This window comes from Caballeronia jiangsuensis, from assembly GCF_046030135.1.
In the GTDB taxonomy this organism is placed as follows: domain Bacteria; phylum Pseudomonadota; class Gammaproteobacteria; order Burkholderiales; family Burkholderiaceae; genus Caballeronia; species Caballeronia jiangsuensis.
On the sequence record NZ_JAQQDB010000001.1, the window covers coordinates 175,575 to 195,738 of the forward strand.

Here is a 20,164-nt window from a genome sequence, read left to right on the forward strand (position 1 = left end):
TTCGATGGCGGGTCACTGCTTGTCTTTCTGTCGTCAACTCACGATTTATCGTGTTTCGCCCGTACGAATTCGAGCCGGATTACCTACCGCCGTCATCCCTGCCGGAACGTCGCGAGTAACGATGCTGCCGGCCCCAATCAAGGCGTCGTCACCGATGGTGACTCCCGGAAGAATGATGGCGCCTGCGCCTATCCAAACGTTCCGTCCAATCCGAATGGGACGACCGAATTCCAAGCCACCTGCTCGGACCGCTGGGTCGCGCGGATGGTCAGCGGTCAGAATTTGCACACCGGTAGCAATCTGCGTCATGTCGCCGATTTCCACTGCCACGACATCAAGAATTGTGCAGCCATAGTTCAGAAATACACCAGCCCCCAGCGTGATGTTGTAGCCGTAGTCACAGAAAAACGGCGGGCGGACCATCGAGTCCGCTCCGACATTGGCGAAGCGGTCTTTCAACAGCTGGTATCGCTCGGCAAGCGGCATGTCGATGTTTGCGTTGAACCGCTGCAACCACGCTCGGGCCTCAGCCTGGTCAGCCTGTATCTCTGGAGAGCTGGCCGTGTACAACTCGCCTGCCAGCATCTTCTCTTTCTCTGTTCGGACCATATGTACCTCGCATTCAAGGCTGGCCGTTGGCGACCGCGTCGTCAGGTAGCATAACTCCAACGAGACGCTTCGAACCTGACGGCGAAATTGAAACCTGCGTGACGGAGTGAAGCGCAACGCTGACGTCAAAGTCAGGGCCTCGAAAAACGACATCGAAAAAGAAAAAGCCTGCGTGACCGCAGGCTTGAGTCCAAGTCGGTTGAGACATGGAGGAGACGAACCCAGTATAAACCCTTACCAAGGGTTTGCAAGCGACGATTACTCACCGTTCCCGAGCAAACAACGCCGCTTGAACTTTGGCTCGAGTGGCTGCCTGCGTATCGACCAGGAACTCGTTACGGTCCTTGCCAGCAAGCCAGCCGGGTGCGCGCCCCCGTCCGCTCCAAGTTGACCCGGTCACCGGGTCTCGATACTTAGCTGAATGCTCATCAGACAGAGAGTTCGCCTTGCGGCCCATCAGTTCGTTGATGGAGATGCCGTACTCGCGCATCTTTGCCACGATTTCATTCAACGCTTGGCGCGTCTCGCGCTCTTTTAATTCAGCCAATTGTTTGTCTAATGCTTCCTGCTGGGCACGAAGCTGTGCGATTTCAGAACTTTGATATGCCATGGGTTCGGAGAACTGTCGGATTTCGATTGAAACGAGACCAATTAGTGGGATTGGAGATTATAGACCGCCATGCTTCGTGGTCCCTTTAGGCGGTGTAAGGTTGCGTACCAAATCACATCAATACGCGAAACCTCTCGTTCAAACGGTCAGTTACGGTGTTTGCCAAGGACCAGGCTCACAGCCGCGACACTCGATGCCTGCGGCATATGCTGAAAGACAGGACAAACAACCACGTGACGACAGCGGAAGCGGCCTCATCGTTTAAGAGCGTACGTCTCAGATTCAAATCTGCGTCGACGCTTATCGGAACTTTGATGCCCGCCGCCGGGGCTTCGATTCAACGCCTATGCGCGAATCACGCGAAAGAACGAGCGATGTGACACGGCGGGCGGCGTCCTCAAACGCCGGGTCGTTTTGCTTTACGCAAAGCCATTTCCCGAGGACCTGATGTGGCCGCAGTGCCGGAATTTCCCGTATTAAGGTTGCATGTCGTTCCTGGGATGTACATACCAGCAAACCGTTCCAAGGTTCATCCCGGTCAGCAACGACCAGGCATAGTAACCCATCGACATATGCCGCGTCACAGCCGAACATTTGCTTTCGGAAATACGTCTCGTCATCCTCGAGAGGTTCGAGAATCCAGAGCAACGAGCTTCTGACCTTGGACGGCATTGGATACTCAGCGCAAGAAGTTGCTGGTTCAGGCTCAACATCTCGTTGATATGTCGGAACAGTCCCGTTGACTCCCGTTCTCATGCCCCAACGCCAGGGGAGGCCGGGCGGCCGGTGCGTCATGCGCACCCCAGCTAATAGCCGCCACGACGCCGGTGCGTCCACGGCAACAAACACCCCTTGTATCAAGCTTATACCGGGGAGGTAACCGGGGCAGCGTACGATGCTAGGTAGTTCGCAGCTGCCCTTGTCGATGCCCTTAGAGACCGCTACGACCCAAGTTTGACATTGGCCAGAATGGCGTTGCGGACATTCGTTTCGTAGTCGGACGGGACTGCTCAACACTCAATTTTAAACAGGTCCTTGTGAGCCTTCCGCCGAGACGCGCTCAGCTTGTCCACGAGAAATTCGTCGCGCCCTATTTTCCGCTATCCAGCGGGATGCACGTCGAAGCCCATCATGAACAATCACAACGCCGCGCTCCCAGATTTTGTCACCGCGGCGAGACTCGCATTGTCAGTTCGAGGCCTTACGCGACATGCCCTTGTCGTCTGACGTCGTTTGTTGAAGGGACGTGGCCGATGCGTCGGTAGTTCGAGTTAAATCACCTGGAACCCGGTTCCATGGGCTCGAAACCGGCTCACTGTGAAAAGTCATCCCAGACGTCGCTGCGCCATGGGACCCGCCGCTGCCGTTTCCTCCGTTCCCGTTGCCACCCGCCAGAACGGGCGATGAATGCAATACAAAAAGGAGAGAAGCCGACAAACAGCTCACTCGGACATACTTCATAAACTTGACCATTTCGAATCTCCCGATGCACAGCATCAGATGTTGAGTCATCCGCGTTCGATTTGTCGGACAAATCGAGTTGGCGAACGTGACCCGCTCATCAATTTGTGGGTCACTGTGTATGCAAATACGACGCGGGTCGGTTTCTGGATGCAGAGATTGAAATTGCGCGAATGACGGTGCGTCGAAGTTCTCGTAGCCGACCTCGCCGATACCCGATTGACGAGGAGACACCCACGACCGACCTTAATTGCTCAATCGTCGATAGGCGTTCAAATGTCTGATTAAACCGCGGCGGTCGCCGCCCTTGTCTAACAAGATGGCGAGATTGTGATGGGCGTCGGCGTAGTCCGGATTTAGCGCCAGGCACTGCTCATAGCTCGTCCTGGCCTCATCAAGTCGCCCCATCGTGTCGAGCGCCACCGCTCGATTGAAGTGCAGCACTGCATCGTCTGGAAAATGCTCTAGCGCTTCGTCGAACACGCGCAGCGCCTCACCGCATTGATGTTCGTCCTCGCACAACAAGGCGCCGAGGTCGACGTACGCAGCGTAAAAGGGCTCGGGAGACAGCTCGATGGCGCGCCTGTAGTTCCGCTCAGCAGCGCCTGGGTCAGCCGGCAGCAACTGTTCAGCCAATTCGTATCGTTCCTGTGCCTGCGCAGCTGCTGTGCTCTTGCGCTCAGGCGTCGCGTCGAAGAGCACGACGTCGCCTCCGACCGTGGCCACTTCGAAGTCGAGCAGCATCTGACCTGTCACCGCGTCCCAGCGCGACGGTCCTGTCTTGACTACAATCGCGTCTCCCTCGGCAGCGATGCGGATGCCTGACAACGGAAGCTCGTCAGGAAGGTCGCGCTTGAGTCGAGCGAGCGCCTCTCGCAGCTTACGCGGCGTGGTCTTCGCCGTCCGCAACTGCAATGCCGTGCGCAAAAGGACGACATCCTGGAACGTGAAGCGCATGGCGTTGCGCGGTCCTCGTGTAGGCGTCACGAGACCTAACCCGATGAGGCCATCGACGACGCCGCGCGACACGCCAAGCATCGATTGAAGTTTGGCGAGTGACACGTAGTGCGATACGTCGCGCTTGCTCACTTTCGGGCGCGCACCTTCGCCGGAGTTTCGACGGCAACCTTTGGCGCTCGAGCGGCGGGTTTGCGAGTTTTTGGAACGACCGGCTCCTCCGCCGCTTTCGACGCGGTCTTCCGCTTGTCTGCCGGCTTCGCCTTCTCGCCGCTCTTCGCGAGACTAGCGCGCAGCGCTTCCATCAAGTCAATCACTTCGCCAGTTGGCGCAGCTTCGCCAGCCTCGGGCGCAACAATTTGTTTGCCTTCAATTTTGCGGTCGATGGCAGCCAGGACGCGCTTTTTCTCTTCGTCTTCATACGCTGATGCGTCGTAGTTGTCCTCGGCACCCTGCTCGATGATTTGGACTGCAAGCTTCAGTTCCGATTCAGACACCGCGGCATGTTCGATATCGAGGTCTCTAAGAGAGCGGACTTCGTCTGCAAACAGAAGCTGCTGGAAGACCATGCCGTCCGGGGTCGGACGAACTTGGACAATGCGAGTCTTTCCCTTGTACGCCCACTTCGCCAACGCGCAGCGGCCAGTTCGGGAAAGCGCCTCCTGTAGAAGGCTGTATGGCTTGCCACCGCGCTTGTCGGGAGCGATGAAGTACGCCTTGTCGTAGAAGAGTGGGTCGACGGACTTTTCAGGAACGAACGACACGATTTCTACAACGTGGCTCGCGCCTTCCTCCAGCGCCTTGAGTTCATCACCGGTGAAGACGACGTATCGGTCTTTCTCGAATTGGTACCCCTTCTGCATCGAGCTTCGCTCGACCACTTTGCCCGTGCTCTCGGAAACGTATTGTTGCTTCACACGCGAGCCGTCTGGCGCAAGCATGTTGAACCGCACTTCGGATGAGCTCTCCGTCGCTGAGTAGAGTCGGACCGGAATCGAGACCAGACCGAAAGAAAGAGAGAGCGACGCAATCGAACGGGCGACCATGGGCTTCTCCTAGACGGCGGCATTATTCGCCTGACGTAACCACATGAGCGAATCGTCGACCGCGACTTGCGGGCGGCGGGATGGTCAGAATAGCACTACACGTGCCGGGCCACGTCCGCGCACCGAGCCATGGGTTTTGGTTAACTTGACGTCAGTATCGTAGACGGAATGGCGGCGACATACCCCAAAGCGCGGTCAGCCGCTCGACGCGTCGCTTTGGCGGCACGCGATTTGCAGTAATCAGCCCATCGAAACGAGGGAAACCGCGATGGTTTCATCCCGCAAAAATGCAGCGGCTACGCCACTCGAGCGCTATCGGAATAAGCGCGACTTTGCCGCCACGCCTGAGCCGTCCCCATCGAATGCGAGTACGGCAAACCGAACGCCACCCCATGGCTGCAGCTTTGTTGTGCAAAAGCATTGGGCCAGTCGCCTCCACTATGACTTCCGGCTCGAACACAACGGCGTGCTGCTCTCATGGGCTGTTCCCAAAGGGCCGTGCTATGACCCGGCCAAGAAGCAGATGGCAGTGCACGTCGAGGACCATCCCGTCGATTACGCTAGCTTCGAGGGCACTATCCCTCCCAAGCAATATGGCGCAGGGACCGTCATTGTGTGGGACCGTGGAACGTGGGAGCCGGTCGGAGATGCTGACAAGGGTATGGAAGCAGGAAAATTGATTTTTCGCCTGCACGGTGAAAAGCTCGCCGGTTTGTGGGAGCTGGTACGGATATCAAAGCCTGGAGACAAGGCCGACCAGTGGATGATGTTCAAGAAACGCGATGCGTGGGCGCGTCCGCTCGCCGAATACGACGTCATCAAGGCACTCCCCGACAGCGTCATCGCGAATCCCCTTGGACCTGTCGAAGAACGCGAACCGCGCACTCCCCGAAGTCCGCGCGCCGAAGCTCCGGAGATTGACCTCTCAGCTGCAGTGACGGCGTCACTGCCGGCTAAGCTTGAACCGCAACTTGCGACGCTCGCGCCCTCACTGCCAGCAGGCGGCGAGTGGATAGTGGAGTCCAAGCTCGATGGGTACCGCCTGTTAGCGCGAGTCGACAAGAAGAGAGTGAAGCTCCTTACCCGCAACGGTCATGATTGGACGACTCGATTCCCGCTGCTCGTAGCCGAACTCAAAGAATTACAGCTATCCAGCGCATGGATGGATGGCGAAATCGTCGTGTTGAAAAACGGTATCCCGAGTTTCTCCGCTCTCCAGAACGCGGTTGATGGGCAATCGAACAAGGACATCCTCTACTTTCTTTTCGACGTGATGTTTCTCGACGGCAAAGACCTGCGAAAAGTGCCGCTGTGGTCAAGGCGTGCGTTGCTTGCACCGATTGTTGAAAACGCAGGAGAGCGGCTGCTGTACAGCCAGGACTTTGACGCTCCGCCAGCGCAGATATTCGAAGCTGCGACAGGCCTTGGTTTGGAAGGACTGATGCTCAAGCGGCGCAATGCAGTCTATGAGTCGGGGCGTACGCAAACTTGGCTGAAAGCGAAAGCTCGGCTGAGACAGGAACTCGTTATCTGTGGCATGACGGCGCGTGGCGGCGACGACGGAGAGGTCGGCAGCTTGCTGCTCGGCTATTACGTGGGAAGCAAGCTTCATGACGCAGGGAGTGTCGGAACTGGTTGGGATTCGAAGACTGCGCGCGACCTCTGGAAGCAACTTACGCCGCTCGAAGTCGACGCAACACCCTTTAACACGCCCCTCAAGAAACCGGGTCGATGGTCAAAGCGCGCAGCGGGGAGTGAGAGATGGGTAAAGCCTATCCTAGTCGCGGAGGTCGAGTTCACTGAGTGGACCGCCGATGAAGTGATTCGTCAAGCGTCGTTCATAGGCTTGCGTCTCGATAAGGACGCTCGTGGCGTAGTCCGAGAAGGCGGAACGACGCAGGCCTCTGAGCCTTTTCCTCAACTGAAGATAACGCACCCTGAGCGCGTGATTGACGCGTCAGCGTCGGTCACGAAGGCTGACCTTGTTCGGTTCTACGCCAGCGTCGCAGAGCGGATATTGCCCCACCTGAAAGACAGGCCCGTTGCCCTCGTGCGCGCGCCTGATGGTGTCGCCGGCAATCTGTTCTTCCAGAAGCACGCTGAACGCACCGCGATGCCTGGGCTTAAGGCGCACGACCGAGAATTGTGGCCAAAGCATCCGCCATTGCTGACGGTCGATACTGTCGACGCGCTGCTGTCCGCCGCGCAGATGAATACCATCGAATTTCATACATGGAACTCGGTAGTCCGACGCCTTGATGCGCCCGACCGGGTCATCTTCGACCTCGACCCTGGCGAAGGCGTTAAATGGAGTCACGTCCAGGAAGCCGCTCAACTTGTCCGCTTGCTGCTGTCGGAGTTGGGCTTGCGCGCGTGGTTGAAAACAAGCGGCGGTAAGGGCCTACATGTGGTCGTGCCGCTTGCTGCGCGGTTGGACTATACGACAGTCAAGGCATTCTCAAAGACATTCGTTGTGCATCTCGCGAAGACGATTCCCAAACGCTTCTCTGCGATTTCTGGACCGTCGAATCGGCTTGGAAGAATCTATGTCGACTACTTGCGCAACGGGAAGGGGCAGACAACTGCTGCAGCCTTCTCTGCTCGCGCTCGACCAGGTATGGGGGTCTCGATGCCAGTTGCTTGGGAACAACTTGCTGACCTCAAGAGCGGCGCTCAGTGGACTGTGCAAACGGCACGCGAGTATCTGAGCTTCCAATCTGGCGACCCATGGGCCGAATACTGGTCGACAAAACAGTTGCTGACCCGAGCGATGAAGCGACTGCCGTAGACTTGATTCAGCTGGTCGCTTCAAATCTACAACGGCACTTCAGTCGTCCACGCGAAACCCTGCTTTCAGGGTTACCTGCCAATGTGCAATCCTGCCGCCTTCCATATGACCTCGGGTTTCCGTCACCTGAAACCACTCGATGTTCTTCACGGTCTCCGATGCTTTCTGAAGCGCAACCTCGACTGCTTTATCGGATGACTCGGGTGAGGAGCCAGTGATTTCGATAAGTTTGTAAACATGGCCAGACATACGTGCTCCCAAGACACTACGTGCCTTAACAGTTGGTGGTTGTGCTGACTTCGATATAGAACTGGGCCTTGGACCGTCACTGCATGCGGTCAAACGGAGAGGCGCCGAAGCCCTTTGTCGAGCTAGCTGCGAGCTTCCGTGCCCTTCAGCTCGTCGTGCTTGTGCGAGTGAGTCGCGGCGTACTTCAACTCGAAATGCGCTCCCTTGCCGCTGCGGGTCGGTGGGAAGTGTTCGCCCTCTACGCAGGTCACCTCGAACGTATCTTTGCCATCGTCATGGACGACAGAATAGATACCGGATACTTTCACGCGCTCGCCTGGTTTGTATGCAGTATCGCCAGCCATAGTTTGCTCCTTGAGTAGATGACGAACGCTGGACAGCAACTACCGTACCTTTGCTGCGGGGGTTGGATTCAGATTCTTGCAGAGTGGCCACTGACGTTCCTATCGAAGCGGCCGCGGCACCGCCTGGTCCTCGAGTTTGCAGTAGCAGATGGCGTGGTATCGAGTGTCAAAAGAGGGCACAAGCGCGCCACGACGAGTAGCATGCAACACGTCCCGCCGAGGCGAAACGCGTCTTAATCAACGAGTTGTACTTCCATCCCTTGGCGCAGCCGGGCCGCGAGCCATACGGCCTCTTCCTCATCCTTCGCGAAGGTGATGAAATGGTCGGCTGGCCGTTCGGCGTGAGGCAACGCGATGCTCCAGACGCCGTCGCTCTCTTTGCGGACAACGACGCACGGGAAGACTTGCTGATTTTTTGTGGCCATTGTGCGCCCTCAAAAAGCGCCCTACGCCGTCGCGATGTTCGACGGGTCTGCCAGTGATTCGGCCTATTCGGATGGAAGGACGGAATTTCTTTCGCGGCCCAGGCCCGTAGTCGCATCTTCCTTGGAAAAGCGCCATAGCCCCTGTCGCTGCTCACCTGACTTACTGCGCTACCAGACGGACGCGAGTATGTTCGGAAGACTGTAGCCGCCGGGCACGTTTCAACGCGATAAGTTTCGGGCTAGTGACGGCAGCCGATGCCCCCGGGCATTGCGAGGAGATTTGATACGCCAGCCGCCGATATCGCTAGTGCGAATGACTTGCAACGTCGTGCGCGCCCTTAGTGTTCGCACGATTTCTACGCTCTCGACCTGGATGCCGGCTCCGTGTGTTCATTGTTGCACGCAAACCCTCGCCCACACGAGTTTTAAAAATCATTTCCATACTTTCCGACCAAGGCCGGTGTATTTGACCGAAAGTCTAAAAAGCAAATCCTTGGATTCGGCACTTGTGCTGGCATTGCACTCGGAGCCACGTCAGGTGCCGTCCGAAAAAGAGAAACCTAGAATCTCCCACTGACAGGTGTCTGTGGCTCTCTTCTTGCTGATTGACGGGAACAACCGCCACTGGACATTCGCATGACATCTGCTTCCCTAACTGTGCTCGTTCAACGAGAAGGCATATGGTCCTACGACGGGCGTGTGCTACTCGACGAGATGGCGGCAATGCAAGCCCTCTATTTGGGCGCCAGCGCAAAGTCACGCTTCTCGCAAAGTGAAATAAGCTCCGCCCGAGGGCGTTTCCTTATTGCTCGAACCGTGAAGGGTGAGGCTATTGGTTGTGGGGCGTACAGGCGCCTCGATTTCGATGTCGCTGAGCTCGTCTGCATATATAGTCGAATGCCAAACGCTGGCATCGGAAGAGCTGTGTTGGCGGGACTGGAGTCGAATGCCGCAAAAGCCGGCTACCATACTCTCATGGTCGAAATGTCGAGAACGAACCAGTCGGGAAAGCGGTTCTTCTGGCGCACGGGATTCGAGCCGGCGATTTCCACCAGCGCGGACCTCCGCCTGGAACAGCGCCTTTTTCTGGGGAAAAACGTGGTGTAGCCGCGCTAGCATCCCGTGCAGCAGTTTCAAGCACAGGTCCTCGACCAAGCGAACCGGCAAGAGTCGGCTAACGGCCTTCGAAGCGAGCGCCAATCAGGGTTCCGTATTCACTCTCTGATGTCGCGACAATTCTCCGCATCATCGCGTCCAGCCCCGTGTGGTTGGCTAGTTCGCGGACGAACACGCGAGCAGTGCGCAGAGTGATGGAGTCCGTTCGAGCCTCGGTACCGTCGTCCTCTACGAGAAAGTGGAAACGGTGCGACTCTTTGTCCCCACTCTCCGCGGCAGTGTGGGCTGTAATAGTTATTTTCATGGTCAGCCTTCGAGAATGAGAGCTAACCACATTCAGCATGATGCGAGCCTGATGCCATAGAAAACCTTTCATGCGGTTCTTCTAGGCAAAATCATCAGTTCCTCGTCGCTTGTTCGGGAGGGGCAACTCATCATGCAGCGTTTCTGAGGACTCTTCCGCAGGCAGGAGACGAATTTGAGCCTTCGGGCTTAATTGTCGTGCAAGCGACAACGCTTCGTCCTGGTCGTTTGCTTCCCTGACAAAGACGCCGCCTTTACGAGGAACCTCTACACGCCAGACCCCACCCGCGGCAGGTCGAATGATGATTTCGGCGTCATCAGCGCCCTCATTCGTCAACATGTTAACCCCGCCTTCTCCATCCCACCAGTAGTGCTATTTTCCCATGCCAAAAGGTAAAGCTGATGACTTTCCGCAGCAAGGTGATGTCTGAGATATACAAAGCAAGTTTGACCGACTTTCGTCGATTGCGCCGGCGCACTTAGCGCGCGCGGGAGCTTGCTAGCACAATCTTGCTCGGCAGCTCAAAAATTTAGGAAGAGGCGCAGCTGGGCGCAGTCGGGCGTTGCCCAGTTGCCATAAACCGCTTGATTACGCCAATATGTATCAGCAGAAATTGCGGCTCACCGTAGTGAGCCCGCCGAGCAAGTGAGACATGTCGACGAGTCTCTGCGCAACTAGATTTCGTACTTCGCCTTCGCACTGCCACGTCCCGTACACCGCAAGTAGCGCCGCACCAAGCGCTTCACGCCGAAACTTCTCAAGAAGTGAAGGCCAAACGATTACGTTCACATTTCCTGTCTCGTCTTCGATAGTCACGAACATAACGCCCTTTGCAGTACCTGGCCGTTGACGCACAGTCACGAGTCCGCATCCGCGAGCGAGCCTGCCATTCGGATAGGTCATAAGCGTTGACGCAGGCATAAGACGTTGCTCAAGAAGGATTGGCCGCAAGAGCGAAAGCGGGTGGCGGCCGAGCGTAAGACTCATGGAGTTGAAGTCAGCAATGATGTCTTCCGCTTCGGACGGTGCGCCGAGCGCGGGCGTTCCATCATCTACGCGCGCATCGAAGAGAAGGTCGCGGTCTGGCACAGCGGCGACCGACTGCCAGAGCGCTTCGCGGCGATTGCCGGCCAGTGATGAAAGCGCATTCGCGGCCGCAAGAACCTGGAGGTCTTTCCTGTCCAGTTGAGCGCGTTTTGCCAAATCACTGACGCTTGAGAACACCTGAACTGCTCTTGCGGCTTCGATGCGTTCGGCGGCGCCATCCTTCATTCCCTTTAGCAGAGACAGACCGAGTCTAACTGCTGGCTTCGCTCGGGCATCTTGGCACTCGAGAAATGAGTCCCAGCCGCAAATTGTGACGTCTGCCGGAAGGACCTTTACACCGTGTCGTTGCGCATCCTGGATGAGCTGCGAAGCCGAGTAAAAACCAAGCGGCATGCTGTTCAGCATCGCGGCGAGAAATGCCTCCGGCTCGTGGCATTTCAACCAACTGCTCGCATAGACGAGCAACGCGAAAGACGCTGCATGACTCTCAGGGAAGCCATACTCACCGAAGCCATGAATCTGCTGAAAGATTGACTCAGCAAAATCGCGCTCGTACCCTCGGTCCATCATGCCGTTGACGATGCGGTCGTAGTAGCGGTCGAGGCCACCCTTGCGTTTCCACGCTGCCATCGCTCGGCGCAGTTGGTCCGCTTCGCCCGGAGTAAAGCCAGCAGCCAGGATGGCGACTTGCATGACCTGCTCTTGAAAGATGGGCACTCCGAGTGTTCGACCGAGGGCGACCTTTAACGCGTCGCTTGGGTATGTGACAGGTTCGATTCCTTGGCGGCGTCGCAAATATGGATGCACTGCGCCGCCCTGGATTGGGCCTGGTCTCACGATGGCCACTTCGATGACGAGGTCGTAGAACTCCCGTGGCTTCATGCGGGGGAGCATGCTCATCTGCGCGCGCGACTCAATCTGGAAAACGCCCATCGTGTCTGCGCGAGAAATCATCTCGTATGTGGCGTCGTCCTCAGACGGGATGTCCTGCATCTCGAAGCGTTCGCCGCGTTGCTCTGAGATGATGTCAAGGGTGCGGCGAATCGCTGACAGCATGCCCAGCGCGAGCACGTCAATCTTCAGAAGACCAAGTGCCTCCAGGTCATCCTTGTCCCATTGAATCGCCGACCTGTCCGCCATCGCCGCATTCTCGACGGGTACAAGACGCGTGAGCTTTCCGCGACTGATGACGAAGCCACCAGAGTGTTGCGACAGGTGGCGCGGAAAATTGAGGATTTGCGCTGCTAACGACGCCCACAAACCGATGAGCGGATTCTCGGGGTCCAAGCCAGACTCCGCGAACCGTCGAAGCAGGTCCTGCGAATGGTCGAACCACTGATGTGACTTGGCGACTTTATCGACGATTTGCGGGTCGATGCCGAGCGCCTTGCCAGTTTCGCGAAGCGCGCCGCGCGGACGATACGTCGAAACAGCTGCTGCAATCGCCGCTCGGTCCCGCCCGTACTTCCGATAGATGTACTGGATGACCTCTTCACGCCGCTGATGCTCGAAATCCACGTCGATGTCCGGCGGTTCACCGCGCTCTTTCGAGATAAATCGCTCGAACAGCATGTTGCCGCGCGACGGGTCGACCTCGGTTACGCCAAGGCAATAACAGACCGCACTATTCGCAGCTGACCCGCGGCCTTGACACAGGATGTGCTGACTACGCGCAAAACGGACAATGTCGTAGACCGTCAGGAAGTAGGCCTCATACTGGAGCTCCCGAATAAGCTGTAGCTCATGCTCGATTTGCTCTTGAACCGCGTGCGGAATGCCAGCCGGAAATCGACGATGTGCACCGATATAGGTTTCCTGCCGTAGGTAAGCTTCATGCGTGAAGCCTTCTGGCACGAGCTCATTCGGATACTCGTATCGAAGTTCGTCCAGGGAAAAGTTGCATCGCTCAAGGATGTTGAGCGTCTCCGACAGGGTATGCGGTGGATAGAGGTTCGCCAGACGCAGTCGCGACCGCAGGTGGCCCTCGGCGTTCGGCGCAAGGTCGTAGCCGCAATCTGCGACGGGCTTCCCCATTCGGATTGCCGTCATCGTATCCTGCAGTGGCTTCCTTGAGCGAACGTGCATGACGACGTTTCCTGTCGCTACGACGGGCACCCGGTATTGGTCCGCCACGAACTCAACGGCACCGCGATGAATGTCGTCCATCGCGCGCTGGTGAAGCGTGAGCCCTACCCAGGCGCGTTCAGCAAAAACGTCGTTCATCCACTCGAGTTGCACAGCGAGCGCGTCTTCTTTTGCAGGGAAGTCGGGCACCAGGATAGCGAGGCAGTCCGGCATGCCTCTCAAGTGCGCATATTCTCTCTCGGGCCTTGAGATGTCATGCGGCGTCAGAAGGTACTCGCCCTTGGCTGCGCGCATGCGCCCTAACGTGATGAGCTCGGAAAGATTGCCGTAGCCGTTGCGATTCTGGGCAAGCAGGATGAGACCGAACGCTGGACTCTTGTCTGCGTTCACAAGCTGAAAGAATGACCCGATGACGAGCGGAAGCTTTTCCTCCTTCGCCTGGACATGAGCACGGACTACGCCGGCGAGCGAACACTCATCGGTGACGGCGAGCCCGGAGTAGCCAAGCTGCGAAGCACGCAACACCAGTTCCTCGCCATGGGACGCACCACGGAGAAAGGAAAAATTAGTGAACGCGAATAGCTCCGCGTAGTCAGGCAACGCCAACGATGGGAAGTCCACGACGACACCTGCTTACCCAAACAGACCGTGGAGGAACCAGCGCGTTTCGTCCGACGTCACGCTTGGTCGCTCGCGGTAAATCCAGTAGCAACTCTTGTCGGCCGCTTCGGCGACGTAATAGTCGCGGGTAACCAGTTCGCGGTCGTGCCATCCTGCTTCAATGCGCTCGCCTGTGGAAACAAGCTTGAGCGGTGAACCGTAGAACGGTCGATGATTCTTCACCATGAGGCGAACCGGTTCGTCGAGCAACCAGGTCGGCCGCGGCAGTCCTACCGGCGGGACGGTCGGCTTCGTCTCGTCCTGAACCGGCACCCATCGATTCGCGTGTTCGGGCCTATGGTCAGAAGTCGGCGCCGGCCGCAACACGTTCTCGGCACCGAGTCTTGCAACGAGGAGTTCGATGAGGCGGTTGTGGTCTTCGGAAGACCCGCCTGGGTCAGGAAACAGTGAGTCGCTCGGCGGCTCGGCCGGCTCTACTTTGGAGGCCGTCAGTCGAACGGCAAGCACAGCAGCCGGCAGTTCAGTGCGTCCGAGCCGCTCCTTGAGCAAGCGCACGAGATGCTCTTCATGCCAGGTCGGCTCAGCAAGAGCGATTTCAAGAGTGGTGGGCTCAACGGCTTGTCGGCCGCGTTCGTGCTCGAGGGATACAGTGGCGTGTGTCAGCGCGAGTTGCTGCGCGCTCAACCAGCCACAAAGCTGCACGATGAGACGTCGCGCGGAGAAAAGCACGGCTTCGGCGTGTTCGACGCGGTCGGGCAGTTCGGTTCGGGCGCTGAAGGTTGGAGGCACATCGAGCCACTGATACAGCTCTGGCGAAAGACCGTAGGCGCGGTCGAGAGAATCAAGCAAATCCACACCGCACCTCTTCTTTAGCCCTGCGCGCGGAAGGCGCCGGATGTCACTCAATGCTCGGCAACCGAGACCTTGAAACCAATCCGCAAACGCGCGGACCTCTTGCACGACCATGAAAGGAAGCGCATCGAGATTTCGTTCGAGCGTGCGCATCTTGAGCACGCGGCATCGGCCACGCTTTGCAAGCAGCCATGCACCTTGTCCTGTTGGTGCAACGCTCATGCGAGCCGTCACGCCTATCGACTTGACGACGTTTCGCAGCTGCGAACAGATACTGCGGATGCCGCCAAACAGACGCAGGCTCGCCGTCACGTCGACTACGATAGTTTCTTCGTCGCAAACGGCAACCTGCGGCGAGAAGCGCAATAAGCCGAAAGCGACTTCGCGCTGCATCTCCCGCTCGCGTTCTACACTTCTGTCGTAGACCGCCGCGTCAGGCGAGAGCGTGGTCACTCCGCCTCGCTTCATTCCTGGGAGCACCCCAGCTTCTCGCGCTGCTGAGTCCATCACAATCACCTTGTCGCGCTCCAGCACGACGCACCCGTGCTCAGTCGGCGGTGACCACCGCGGACGGAACACTTCCAGCGAAAGCCGGGGCAGGAAGATGGCGACGAACACGGCCATAAGGGCTGAGCAGAATCGGTGACGGTTGCAGGGCGACGGACAATGTTTCGGTTCGTGTCGGGCCTCGTCGCTTTACAACATCGACGACGAGGCCGCCGTCAGCCGGTCTGACTCCCAGCCGGAGCGTCGCCGGCGATGCGTCTTGGGCGCTGGCCAGTGGTCGGATTAGCACCAGCAAGGTTTCCGTTGCCTGCGCCGCAAGGTGAAGCCGTCTCAGTGCCTCAGCCCGGATGTGCTGCTGCCAGAACACGAGGGCGCCGCAGGTTTTGGCCTGAAGCACGCGCTCGGCGCACCAGAGCGCGTCCGCAGTCTTCGGCGCTCGCAGTCTCATCAACCTGTTCATTGGCAGCCCGAGAAACGAGAACGCCAACGCGTTAGGAACGTGCGGTGCCTGCAAAAGCACCACTGGTCGTGCGCTCAATTCGGAGAGCGCTGGCCTCAACAACCGCATCTCGCCTATCCCTGGCTGCTGGACGAGCAACTCCACCAACGCTCCAAGTGGCCAGCCGCCGCCAGGCAGCTCGGCGCTTAAAGCCGCATACCCCGTATCGACCGTCTTGCCGTACGCACGGGCGAGCTGAGACCCGCGCCAGAGGCTCGGATGAATCGACTCGATGTGTTGGGGCAAGGCAGCCATTTCGCGAAAGCACTGTATATTTATACAGTATCGTAACTCAAAATCCGAAGCAGTGAATTGCCCCTTTTTGGTCGTCAGAGCAGACGCGTTTGGATATGCTTGTGCGAAAGCACCCGATGCCGGAAATTGCGGATTTCGTGTCGAAGCTGCGTGACGCCTTCGGTGATGCGACCATTGACGAGGCCGTCGCACGTGGCAAGGCCGGAGAGCCGACCTTTTTCGCGCAGCAGGCTGGCCGAACGGTCGGCATGAAACCTGTTGACGATTTCAATCGCTGGGCAGTCGACGGCAGCGTGCGCGACCGACACTACTGCAAGAGTTGCGACGGCTCATGCGTCGGAACAGGTGTGCGATGCAGCAGCGCAGACGACGGGGCAGGCGCGATACGGTTGAATCTCGCCGCGTCGTCTGCAACTGTATTCAGATGAACCAAAGCCTCGAACGAAACAATGGAAAAACTCGATATTGATGACCTTCCAGGCGCGCGCGCCGACCTTCTATGCTTTTTGGTCGCAACAGTCGCTGCGTCACACACGCTGACGTATGAGTGGCGAATCGACCATCTTGTCGAGAGCTGTCGCATTTGGCTCGCGCGAAACGCCGCGGCGATGGACTGGCTCGACCGAGTGCTCCTCGGGCAGCTTGCGCTGAAGATTGCAAAGCGCGAGTTGCAGGACGCCGGCATCGCGGTTCGGCAGTGCGACGTGCCGGCACTGTTCACCCGCGAGATGACGCTCAATCGAGCAAGCACGGTGGTCCAGAAGATGATGAAGCTGTGCAAGGAATCGCTCTGAGCTGGCCAGCCAGCTAATCAACCAAGGAAGACCACGCATGTGTTATTCGGCCCAAATTCAAGCGGACTATCGCAAGTACGTGAAGACCTTCGGCGCGCACATGGACATCGAAGAATTTGCGCGACTCTACTTCGAACGAGCCGAGGGCAGCAGAGCAAAGATTCCGAAGGCGGTCGACGACAGTTTTCGCGACCCGCAAACAGATGAAGAGCGACAAATCAAAGCGTCTATCGACCGGTTCAACGCGGAGCAAACGACCAAGCTTGAGCAGGAGCTTTTCAAACAACGGACCCGCCTCGCGGACGCTGAGCGAACGCTGCAGACCAAGGTGACCAAGGCCGCAACGGAGAGTAAGCGCATCGCGGCAGACAAAATTGACACGTCGCTGCGCCGCCTCGAGGACATCAACCGAACCGAGGCGAAGCCACGCGACTCACGAATTTTTCCTGGAACCTACGCACCTGTGCTTGTCATGGTGAACGGCAAGTACGTGGTCAAGCCGATGCGTTACCAGTGCCGAATTGCTGGCAAACCGGCGAACTACGACGTGAAGTATCCAGGCACCTACAACGCACGACGCGACAACCTCGAAGGATTCTGGAAGCCGTGTTTCGGCTACACGCATGGCGTGATACTTGTTGATGTCTTCTACGAGAACGTCAGCAAAGCAAAGATGGAAGGCACGTTGCTGGAGACTCATGAGAAAGACGAGAATGTCGTCCTCGAGTTTCGTCCGAACAACGGCCAACTGATGCACGTTGCTTGCCTCTGGTCGAGATGGACCGCGCCAGGGCAACCCGACCTGCTATCGTTCGCTGCCATCACTGATGAGCCGCCGCCAGAAGTCGAGGCTGCCGGCCACGACAGGTGCATTGTGCCAATCAAGACTGAAAACATCGACGCGTGGTTGAACCCAGAAGCTTCGGATTTGAAGGCAATGTATGCGATTCTTGATGATAGAGACAGGCCGTACTATGAGCACCGGCTTGCAGCGTAACGACGCATCGGGCGAACGAAGGTGTTGGTATCGGTGCCAGCGCATCAAGGTCGAGCCATTGGCAGCCTCGACACCGTAATTCCCGCGCTTTGATTTGGCGATGCTCCCTGACCCACTAATCGAGCGATTTCTGAAGGCAAGCCGCATATCGACCCTGGGTCGCGGAACACCCCCAATGCGCTAGACTGGCTTAGATTCTCGACAGGAGACTCGGGTGATACGCAAGACGCTTAATGCTTCGCGGCTTCAGCAAGAGGTCGACCGTCGAATTCATCGACTGCAAGAAGTCGTCGAGGATGGAGTGAAGATTCGTGTGCCGCGGCCCCTGTTGCAAGAGCCGGATAAAACAGGCTGCAACTGGAACATGACCAACTTCGGGAACGCAGTCGGCTTCGAGCGTGACATCGAGCGCGTGCTCAAAGCTGCGCGCGCGGAGTACAACCTCAGTACCGAAACGAAAGACGCTAGCAACCCGTTTGAGGACTAGCCACAAAGGCCATCGGCTCCTAAATTTGCCGATTTCATGTTTTTCCCCGGGTTCATGCCTTCGCCGTGCAACTTCGCGTGCGAGCGCCACGTGACGTAGCGGTGCAGACGCTACGCCACGCGGGACGCATTTCCTCGAAGAAATAGGCCCATGCCTTCTCGAGGCTCGATAGTTACAGTTTCATCGACACGTGACCGGGAGCCGGGTCGGGCGTGTTCTCCAAAGTGTTCATCGAGTTGATAACGCCGTAGAGTTCAACGAGCGCTTTTTCTTTTTCCACATCATGCCCACCGACAACGCGGGCCATCTCAGTACGAGACAGTTCTTCCTCGTGATGCAGGTCAACAATAGTCAGTGTGCTCATTTCGATTCACCCTAAAAGTAGTGTGGGGCAAGGGACGGATTTTGATTGAGCGGTTCGAATTTTCGCTCGCTTAACCATATCCACGTTCTGTGCCAAGCGCAGCTCCGACACTACCGAGGGCCTAACTTTATGTTTACATGGAACAATTCCGGATTTCTCCTTTCTAGGATGTCGAGTCGCGGCGGCGACGTGTGTGATTGATTGCGACACACGACAAAGCTTCTGTTGGTCACGTTGAAACATTCCGGCCGTGTCTGTCAGACAGTGAGAGCCGCCCCACCCAGCGAGTCGCCGGGCACGGTCTGCACGCTAATCTCGGGTATGCGTGACGAATCTGAAATCTCCTCGTCGGGCTCGCAGCACGCTGTTGGTACCATTACGTCGTCGCATATGACTACAACCGACGAGGGTGGACGGGCAAGGAATGGATATTTTCTACTACTGGCAAAAACTCGAGCAAGACTTGAAAAGTAGTCGCGTCGGCTACTTTGCTTTCAACAGCCCCAAGATTGGTGAACTCAAGCAGCGGTTGCCCAAGCGCCTATGGGTTTTCAAAACGCCAAAGGGCATGAAGGGCTCGGTTCAACTGCTTGGCGCATTGCTGGTCAGTGATGAGCCCAAGGTTGCCGTGAACAGCGAGTATTCTCATCTGCTTTACTACGACCCGTTTTCACCGCAGTCGACGATGTTCACCGATTCGGACACGCGAGAGCGAATCGAGGGCGTAACCCGCCTCCTTCAGCATCGTCTCCTCCACGCATTCAAATCGAATTTTCAAGGTGACGCGGGACTGCAGGCACTGGAATCAAACGTCGTGCGCGAGCTGGAAGCAATGACGGCAGATTGGGCGAAGGTTCAGATGCTCGAGCGGGTAAAGGACCGAAAGAAGGTTCAGCCAATCAATCCATTCGCGCAACCGTCACGTTGATTTCAGTGAATATCGTCGCAGCCTTTAGAAGTCCGGCTGAAGTAGTAGCCTGACACCGTCAAGAAGGTTTGCGGTCAACTGAGCCCACGGCCTGGCGCAGCAGGCGCCGGAGCTATTGACGCTGGGGCACCGTGCGGGTCCGACGGGCTAACCGGGTCATTGAAGGACCAGTTGAAGGCCAACCCTATTGCCAACAGTTGCTGCAGGCACACTGGCGAAGGCGACTTCGGCTTGATAGCGCGGGTGTCAGACCTGCATCCTCAGCCACCTCGGGATGACTTAGAGACGACCGCTATCGGGATATCGCAGCGGCCTGACGGTAGCGCTTGCTTCGCCTAAAGTTTATGGCCACTCCTGCCGTAATCCTCGATGCCAACAATAAGATGGACACCGAGGAATCATGGCCTTATTTGGGAACAAGATTGCAGCACTGGGCAGCGGACTGAAGGATTCGTTGTCGGAGGCTAAGGCAAAAGCGGCTGCGCTCGCCGAGCGTGTGGAAATTCCCGCCGCGCTGAGTGACGTTACACAAGCAGCATCCAACAAAGCTAGAGACTACGCAGCGGCTAGTCGCGAGCACGCCGGAAAGCTTGTCGAAAAGGTGAGTGACCGTCTCGGCGACCTCGACTATGAGGAACTTCGTCGCCGCGAAACACGGGCGCCGGAAGGCCTCCGACTCCGCACATCGCTCCGCGGTAATTGACCGAACAGCCTCGCACTCGAGCCTCGCTCGTGATGCGTAGTTGATGGTGACTTCAGCGAGTGTTTAAAAAATTGCGAAGAAGATGCACAATGTCACCCGCTCGTCGTAGGGCTTCC

General features: G+C 57.5%; 21 protein-coding genes. 8 read left to right on the plus strand and 13 right to left on the minus strand.

The genetic code is table 11. From position 1 onward, the window contains the following. Nucleotides 1–45 precede the first annotated feature (45 nt). From PQR08_RS00775 to ku, 5 genes are all read right to left on the minus strand, one after another. Nucleotides 46–609 carry a sugar O-acetyltransferase gene (locus tag PQR08_RS00775; RefSeq protein WP_062254591.1) on the minus strand — a complete coding sequence of 188 codons (564 nt, stop codon included), beginning with the start codon at nucleotides 607–609 and terminating at the stop codon, nucleotides 46–48. Nucleotides 610–871: 262 nt separating this feature from the next. Continuing rightward, the gene (locus PQR08_RS00780; protein ID WP_250486851.1) at nucleotides 872–1,219 is read right to left on the minus strand and encodes an H-NS histone family protein; all 348 of its coding nucleotides are present in this window, start codon (nucleotides 1,217–1,219) and stop codon (nucleotides 872–874) included. A gap of 300 nt (nucleotides 1,220–1,519) precedes the next feature. Beyond that, on the minus strand, nucleotides 1,520–1,891 hold the full coding sequence (locus tag PQR08_RS00785) for a hypothetical protein (RefSeq protein WP_075644451.1): 372 nt from the start codon (nucleotides 1,889–1,891) through the stop codon (nucleotides 1,520–1,522). Between the two features lie 1,035 nt (nucleotides 1,892–2,926). Then, a complete protein-coding gene (locus tag PQR08_RS00790) occupies nucleotides 2,927–3,769 on the minus strand; it encodes a tetratricopeptide repeat protein (protein ID WP_250486850.1) in 843 nt (280 codons plus the stop codon). Then, on the minus strand, nucleotides 3,766–4,683 hold the full coding sequence (gene ku / locus PQR08_RS00795; protein ID WP_162070264.1) for a non-homologous end joining protein Ku: 918 nt from the start codon (nucleotides 4,681–4,683) through the stop codon (nucleotides 3,766–3,768). Before ku ends, PQR08_RS00790 begins: the two co-directional genes overlap by 4 nt. Before the next feature lie 268 nt (nucleotides 4,684–4,951). On the opposite strand from ku, the gene ligD reads away from it, so the two are divergent. Then, entirely contained in the window at nucleotides 4,952–7,471 is a 2,520-nt protein-coding gene (gene ligD, locus PQR08_RS00800) for a DNA ligase D (RefSeq protein WP_250486849.1), read from the plus strand. 39 nt (nucleotides 7,472–7,510) lie between these two features. Here the strand turns inward: ligD and PQR08_RS00805 are convergent, their stop codons facing one another. The 3 genes from PQR08_RS00805 to PQR08_RS00815 all read right to left on the minus strand — a co-directional run bounded on the left by PQR08_RS00805 (nucleotide 7,511) and on the right by PQR08_RS00815 (nucleotide 8,489). After that, nucleotides 7,511–7,720 (minus strand): dodecin, encoded by a 210-nt coding sequence (locus PQR08_RS00805; RefSeq protein WP_250486848.1) that lies wholly within the window; start codon nucleotides 7,718–7,720, stop codon nucleotides 7,511–7,513. A gap of 122 nt (nucleotides 7,721–7,842) precedes the next feature. Then, nucleotides 7,843–8,064, minus strand: coding sequence for a hypothetical protein (locus PQR08_RS00810; protein WP_062254605.1), 222 nt, complete (start codon nucleotides 8,062–8,064; stop codon nucleotides 7,843–7,845). Nucleotides 8,065–8,297: 233 nt separating this feature from the next. After that, nucleotides 8,298–8,489 (minus strand): hypothetical protein, encoded by a 192-nt coding sequence (locus tag PQR08_RS00815; RefSeq protein WP_238294231.1) that lies wholly within the window; start codon nucleotides 8,487–8,489, stop codon nucleotides 8,298–8,300. A 636-nt stretch (nucleotides 8,490–9,125) separates the two neighbouring features. Between PQR08_RS00815 and PQR08_RS00820 the strand changes: the two genes are divergently transcribed. After that, complete coding sequence (locus PQR08_RS00820; RefSeq protein ID WP_250486847.1) at nucleotides 9,126–9,596, plus strand: GNAT family N-acetyltransferase; 471 nt, start codon at nucleotides 9,126–9,128, stop codon at nucleotides 9,594–9,596. Between the two features lie 394 nt (nucleotides 9,597–9,990). Here PQR08_RS00820 and PQR08_RS00825 read toward each other — a convergent pair whose 3' ends face one another. The 4 genes from PQR08_RS00825 to imuA all read right to left on the minus strand — a co-directional run bounded on the left by PQR08_RS00825 (nucleotide 9,991) and on the right by imuA (nucleotide 15,775). Continuing rightward, complete coding sequence (locus PQR08_RS00825) at nucleotides 9,991–10,248, minus strand: hypothetical protein (protein WP_145944619.1); 258 nt, start codon at nucleotides 10,246–10,248, stop codon at nucleotides 9,991–9,993. A 264-nt stretch (nucleotides 10,249–10,512) separates the two neighbouring features. Beyond that, nucleotides 10,513–13,662: an error-prone DNA polymerase gene (locus tag PQR08_RS00830; protein WP_408160980.1), complete on the minus strand. Its 3,150-nt coding sequence runs from the start codon at nucleotides 13,660–13,662 to the stop codon at nucleotides 10,513–10,515. A 12-nt stretch (nucleotides 13,663–13,674) separates the two neighbouring features. Further along, nucleotides 13,675–15,138 (minus strand): Y-family DNA polymerase, encoded by a 1,464-nt coding sequence (locus tag PQR08_RS00835; protein ID WP_250486845.1) that lies wholly within the window; start codon nucleotides 15,136–15,138, stop codon nucleotides 13,675–13,677. After that, the gene (gene imuA, locus PQR08_RS00840) at nucleotides 15,062–15,775 is read right to left on the minus strand and encodes a translesion DNA synthesis-associated protein ImuA (protein WP_250486844.1); all 714 of its coding nucleotides are present in this window, start codon (nucleotides 15,773–15,775) and stop codon (nucleotides 15,062–15,064) included. Before imuA ends, PQR08_RS00835 begins: the two co-directional genes overlap by 77 nt. A 116-nt stretch (nucleotides 15,776–15,891) precedes the next feature. Here imuA and PQR08_RS00845 point away from each other — a divergent pair, with 116 nt between their 5' ends. From PQR08_RS00845 to PQR08_RS00860, 4 genes are all read left to right on the plus strand, one after another. After that, nucleotides 15,892–16,203 carry a hypothetical protein gene (locus PQR08_RS00845; protein WP_408160981.1) on the plus strand — a complete coding sequence of 104 codons (312 nt, stop codon included), beginning with the start codon at nucleotides 15,892–15,894 and terminating at the stop codon, nucleotides 16,201–16,203. Nucleotides 16,204–16,224: 21 nt separating this feature from the next. Further along, nucleotides 16,225–16,569, plus strand: coding sequence for a hypothetical protein (locus PQR08_RS00850; RefSeq protein WP_250486842.1), 345 nt, complete (start codon nucleotides 16,225–16,227; stop codon nucleotides 16,567–16,569). Between the two features lie 37 nt (nucleotides 16,570–16,606). Continuing rightward, entirely contained in the window at nucleotides 16,607–17,566 is a 960-nt protein-coding gene (locus tag PQR08_RS00855; RefSeq protein WP_250486841.1) for an SOS response-associated peptidase family protein, read from the plus strand. A 214-nt stretch (nucleotides 17,567–17,780) separates the two neighbouring features. Next, on the plus strand, nucleotides 17,781–18,053 hold the full coding sequence (locus PQR08_RS00860) for a hypothetical protein (protein ID WP_062253099.1): 273 nt from the start codon (nucleotides 17,781–17,783) through the stop codon (nucleotides 18,051–18,053). 172 nt (nucleotides 18,054–18,225) lie between these two features. Here PQR08_RS00860 and PQR08_RS00865 read toward each other — a convergent pair whose 3' ends face one another. Next, complete coding sequence (locus PQR08_RS00865; RefSeq protein WP_035505908.1) at nucleotides 18,226–18,417, minus strand: hypothetical protein; 192 nt, start codon at nucleotides 18,415–18,417, stop codon at nucleotides 18,226–18,228. Nucleotides 18,418–18,841: 424 nt separating this feature from the next. Between PQR08_RS00865 and PQR08_RS00870 the strand changes: the two genes are divergently transcribed. Continuing rightward, nucleotides 18,842–19,345 carry a hypothetical protein gene (locus PQR08_RS00870; protein ID WP_250486840.1) on the plus strand — a complete coding sequence of 168 codons (504 nt, stop codon included), beginning with the start codon at nucleotides 18,842–18,844 and terminating at the stop codon, nucleotides 19,343–19,345. Nucleotides 19,346–19,745: 400 nt separating this feature from the next. Further along, the gene (locus PQR08_RS00875) at nucleotides 19,746–20,048 is read left to right on the plus strand and encodes a hypothetical protein (protein WP_238294219.1); all 303 of its coding nucleotides are present in this window, start codon (nucleotides 19,746–19,748) and stop codon (nucleotides 20,046–20,048) included. Nucleotides 20,049–20,164: the final 116 nt, after the last annotated feature.

What these genes read in the sequence shown, in the direction of transcription:
- PQR08_RS00775 (WP_062254591.1), bottom strand. Translation starts at nt 609, where the DNA reads ATGGTCCGAACAGAGAAAGAGAAGATGCTGGCAGGCGAGTTGTACACG.
- PQR08_RS00780 (WP_250486851.1), bottom strand. Translation starts at nt 1,219, where the DNA reads ATGGCATATCAAAGTTCTGAAATCGCACAGCTTCGTGCCCAGCAGGAA.
- PQR08_RS00785 (WP_075644451.1), bottom strand. Translation starts at nt 1,891, where the DNA reads ATGCCGTCCAAGGTCAGAAGCTCGTTGCTCTGGATTCTCGAACCTCTC.
- ku (WP_162070264.1), bottom strand. Translation starts at nt 4,683, where the DNA reads ATGGTCGCCCGTTCGATTGCGTCGCTCTCTCTTTCTTTCGGTCTGGTC.
- ligD (WP_250486849.1), top strand. Translation starts at nt 4,952, where the DNA reads ATGGTTTCATCCCGCAAAAATGCAGCGGCTACGCCACTCGAGCGCTAT.
- PQR08_RS00805 (WP_250486848.1), bottom strand. Translation starts at nt 7,720, where the DNA reads ATGTCTGGCCATGTTTACAAACTTATCGAAATCACTGGCTCCTCACCC.
- PQR08_RS00810 (WP_062254605.1), bottom strand. Translation starts at nt 8,064, where the DNA reads ATGGCTGGCGATACTGCATACAAACCAGGCGAGCGCGTGAAAGTATCC.
- PQR08_RS00815 (WP_238294231.1), bottom strand. Translation starts at nt 8,489, where the DNA reads ATGGCCACAAAAAATCAGCAAGTCTTCCCGTGCGTCGTTGTCCGCAAA.
- PQR08_RS00820 (WP_250486847.1), top strand. Translation starts at nt 9,126, where the DNA reads ATGACATCTGCTTCCCTAACTGTGCTCGTTCAACGAGAAGGCATATGG.
- PQR08_RS00825 (WP_145944619.1), bottom strand. Translation starts at nt 10,248, where the DNA reads ATGTTGACGAATGAGGGCGCTGATGACGCCGAAATCATCATTCGACCT.
- PQR08_RS00835 (WP_250486845.1), bottom strand. Translation starts at nt 15,138, where the DNA reads ATGGCCGTGTTCGTCGCCATCTTCCTGCCCCGGCTTTCGCTGGAAGTG.
- imuA (WP_250486844.1), bottom strand. Translation starts at nt 15,775, where the DNA reads ATGGCTGCCTTGCCCCAACACATCGAGTCGATTCATCCGAGCCTCTGG.
- PQR08_RS00845 (WP_408160981.1), top strand. Translation starts at nt 15,892, where the DNA reads ATGCCGGAAATTGCGGATTTCGTGTCGAAGCTGCGTGACGCCTTCGGT.
- PQR08_RS00850 (WP_250486842.1), top strand. Translation starts at nt 16,225, where the DNA reads ATGGAAAAACTCGATATTGATGACCTTCCAGGCGCGCGCGCCGACCTT.
- PQR08_RS00855 (WP_250486841.1), top strand. Translation starts at nt 16,607, where the DNA reads ATGTGTTATTCGGCCCAAATTCAAGCGGACTATCGCAAGTACGTGAAG.
- PQR08_RS00865 (WP_035505908.1), bottom strand. Translation starts at nt 18,417, where the DNA reads ATGAGCACACTGACTATTGTTGACCTGCATCACGAGGAAGAACTGTCT.
- PQR08_RS00870 (WP_250486840.1), top strand. Translation starts at nt 18,842, where the DNA reads ATGGATATTTTCTACTACTGGCAAAAACTCGAGCAAGACTTGAAAAGT.
- PQR08_RS00875 (WP_238294219.1), top strand. Translation starts at nt 19,746, where the DNA reads ATGGCCTTATTTGGGAACAAGATTGCAGCACTGGGCAGCGGACTGAAG.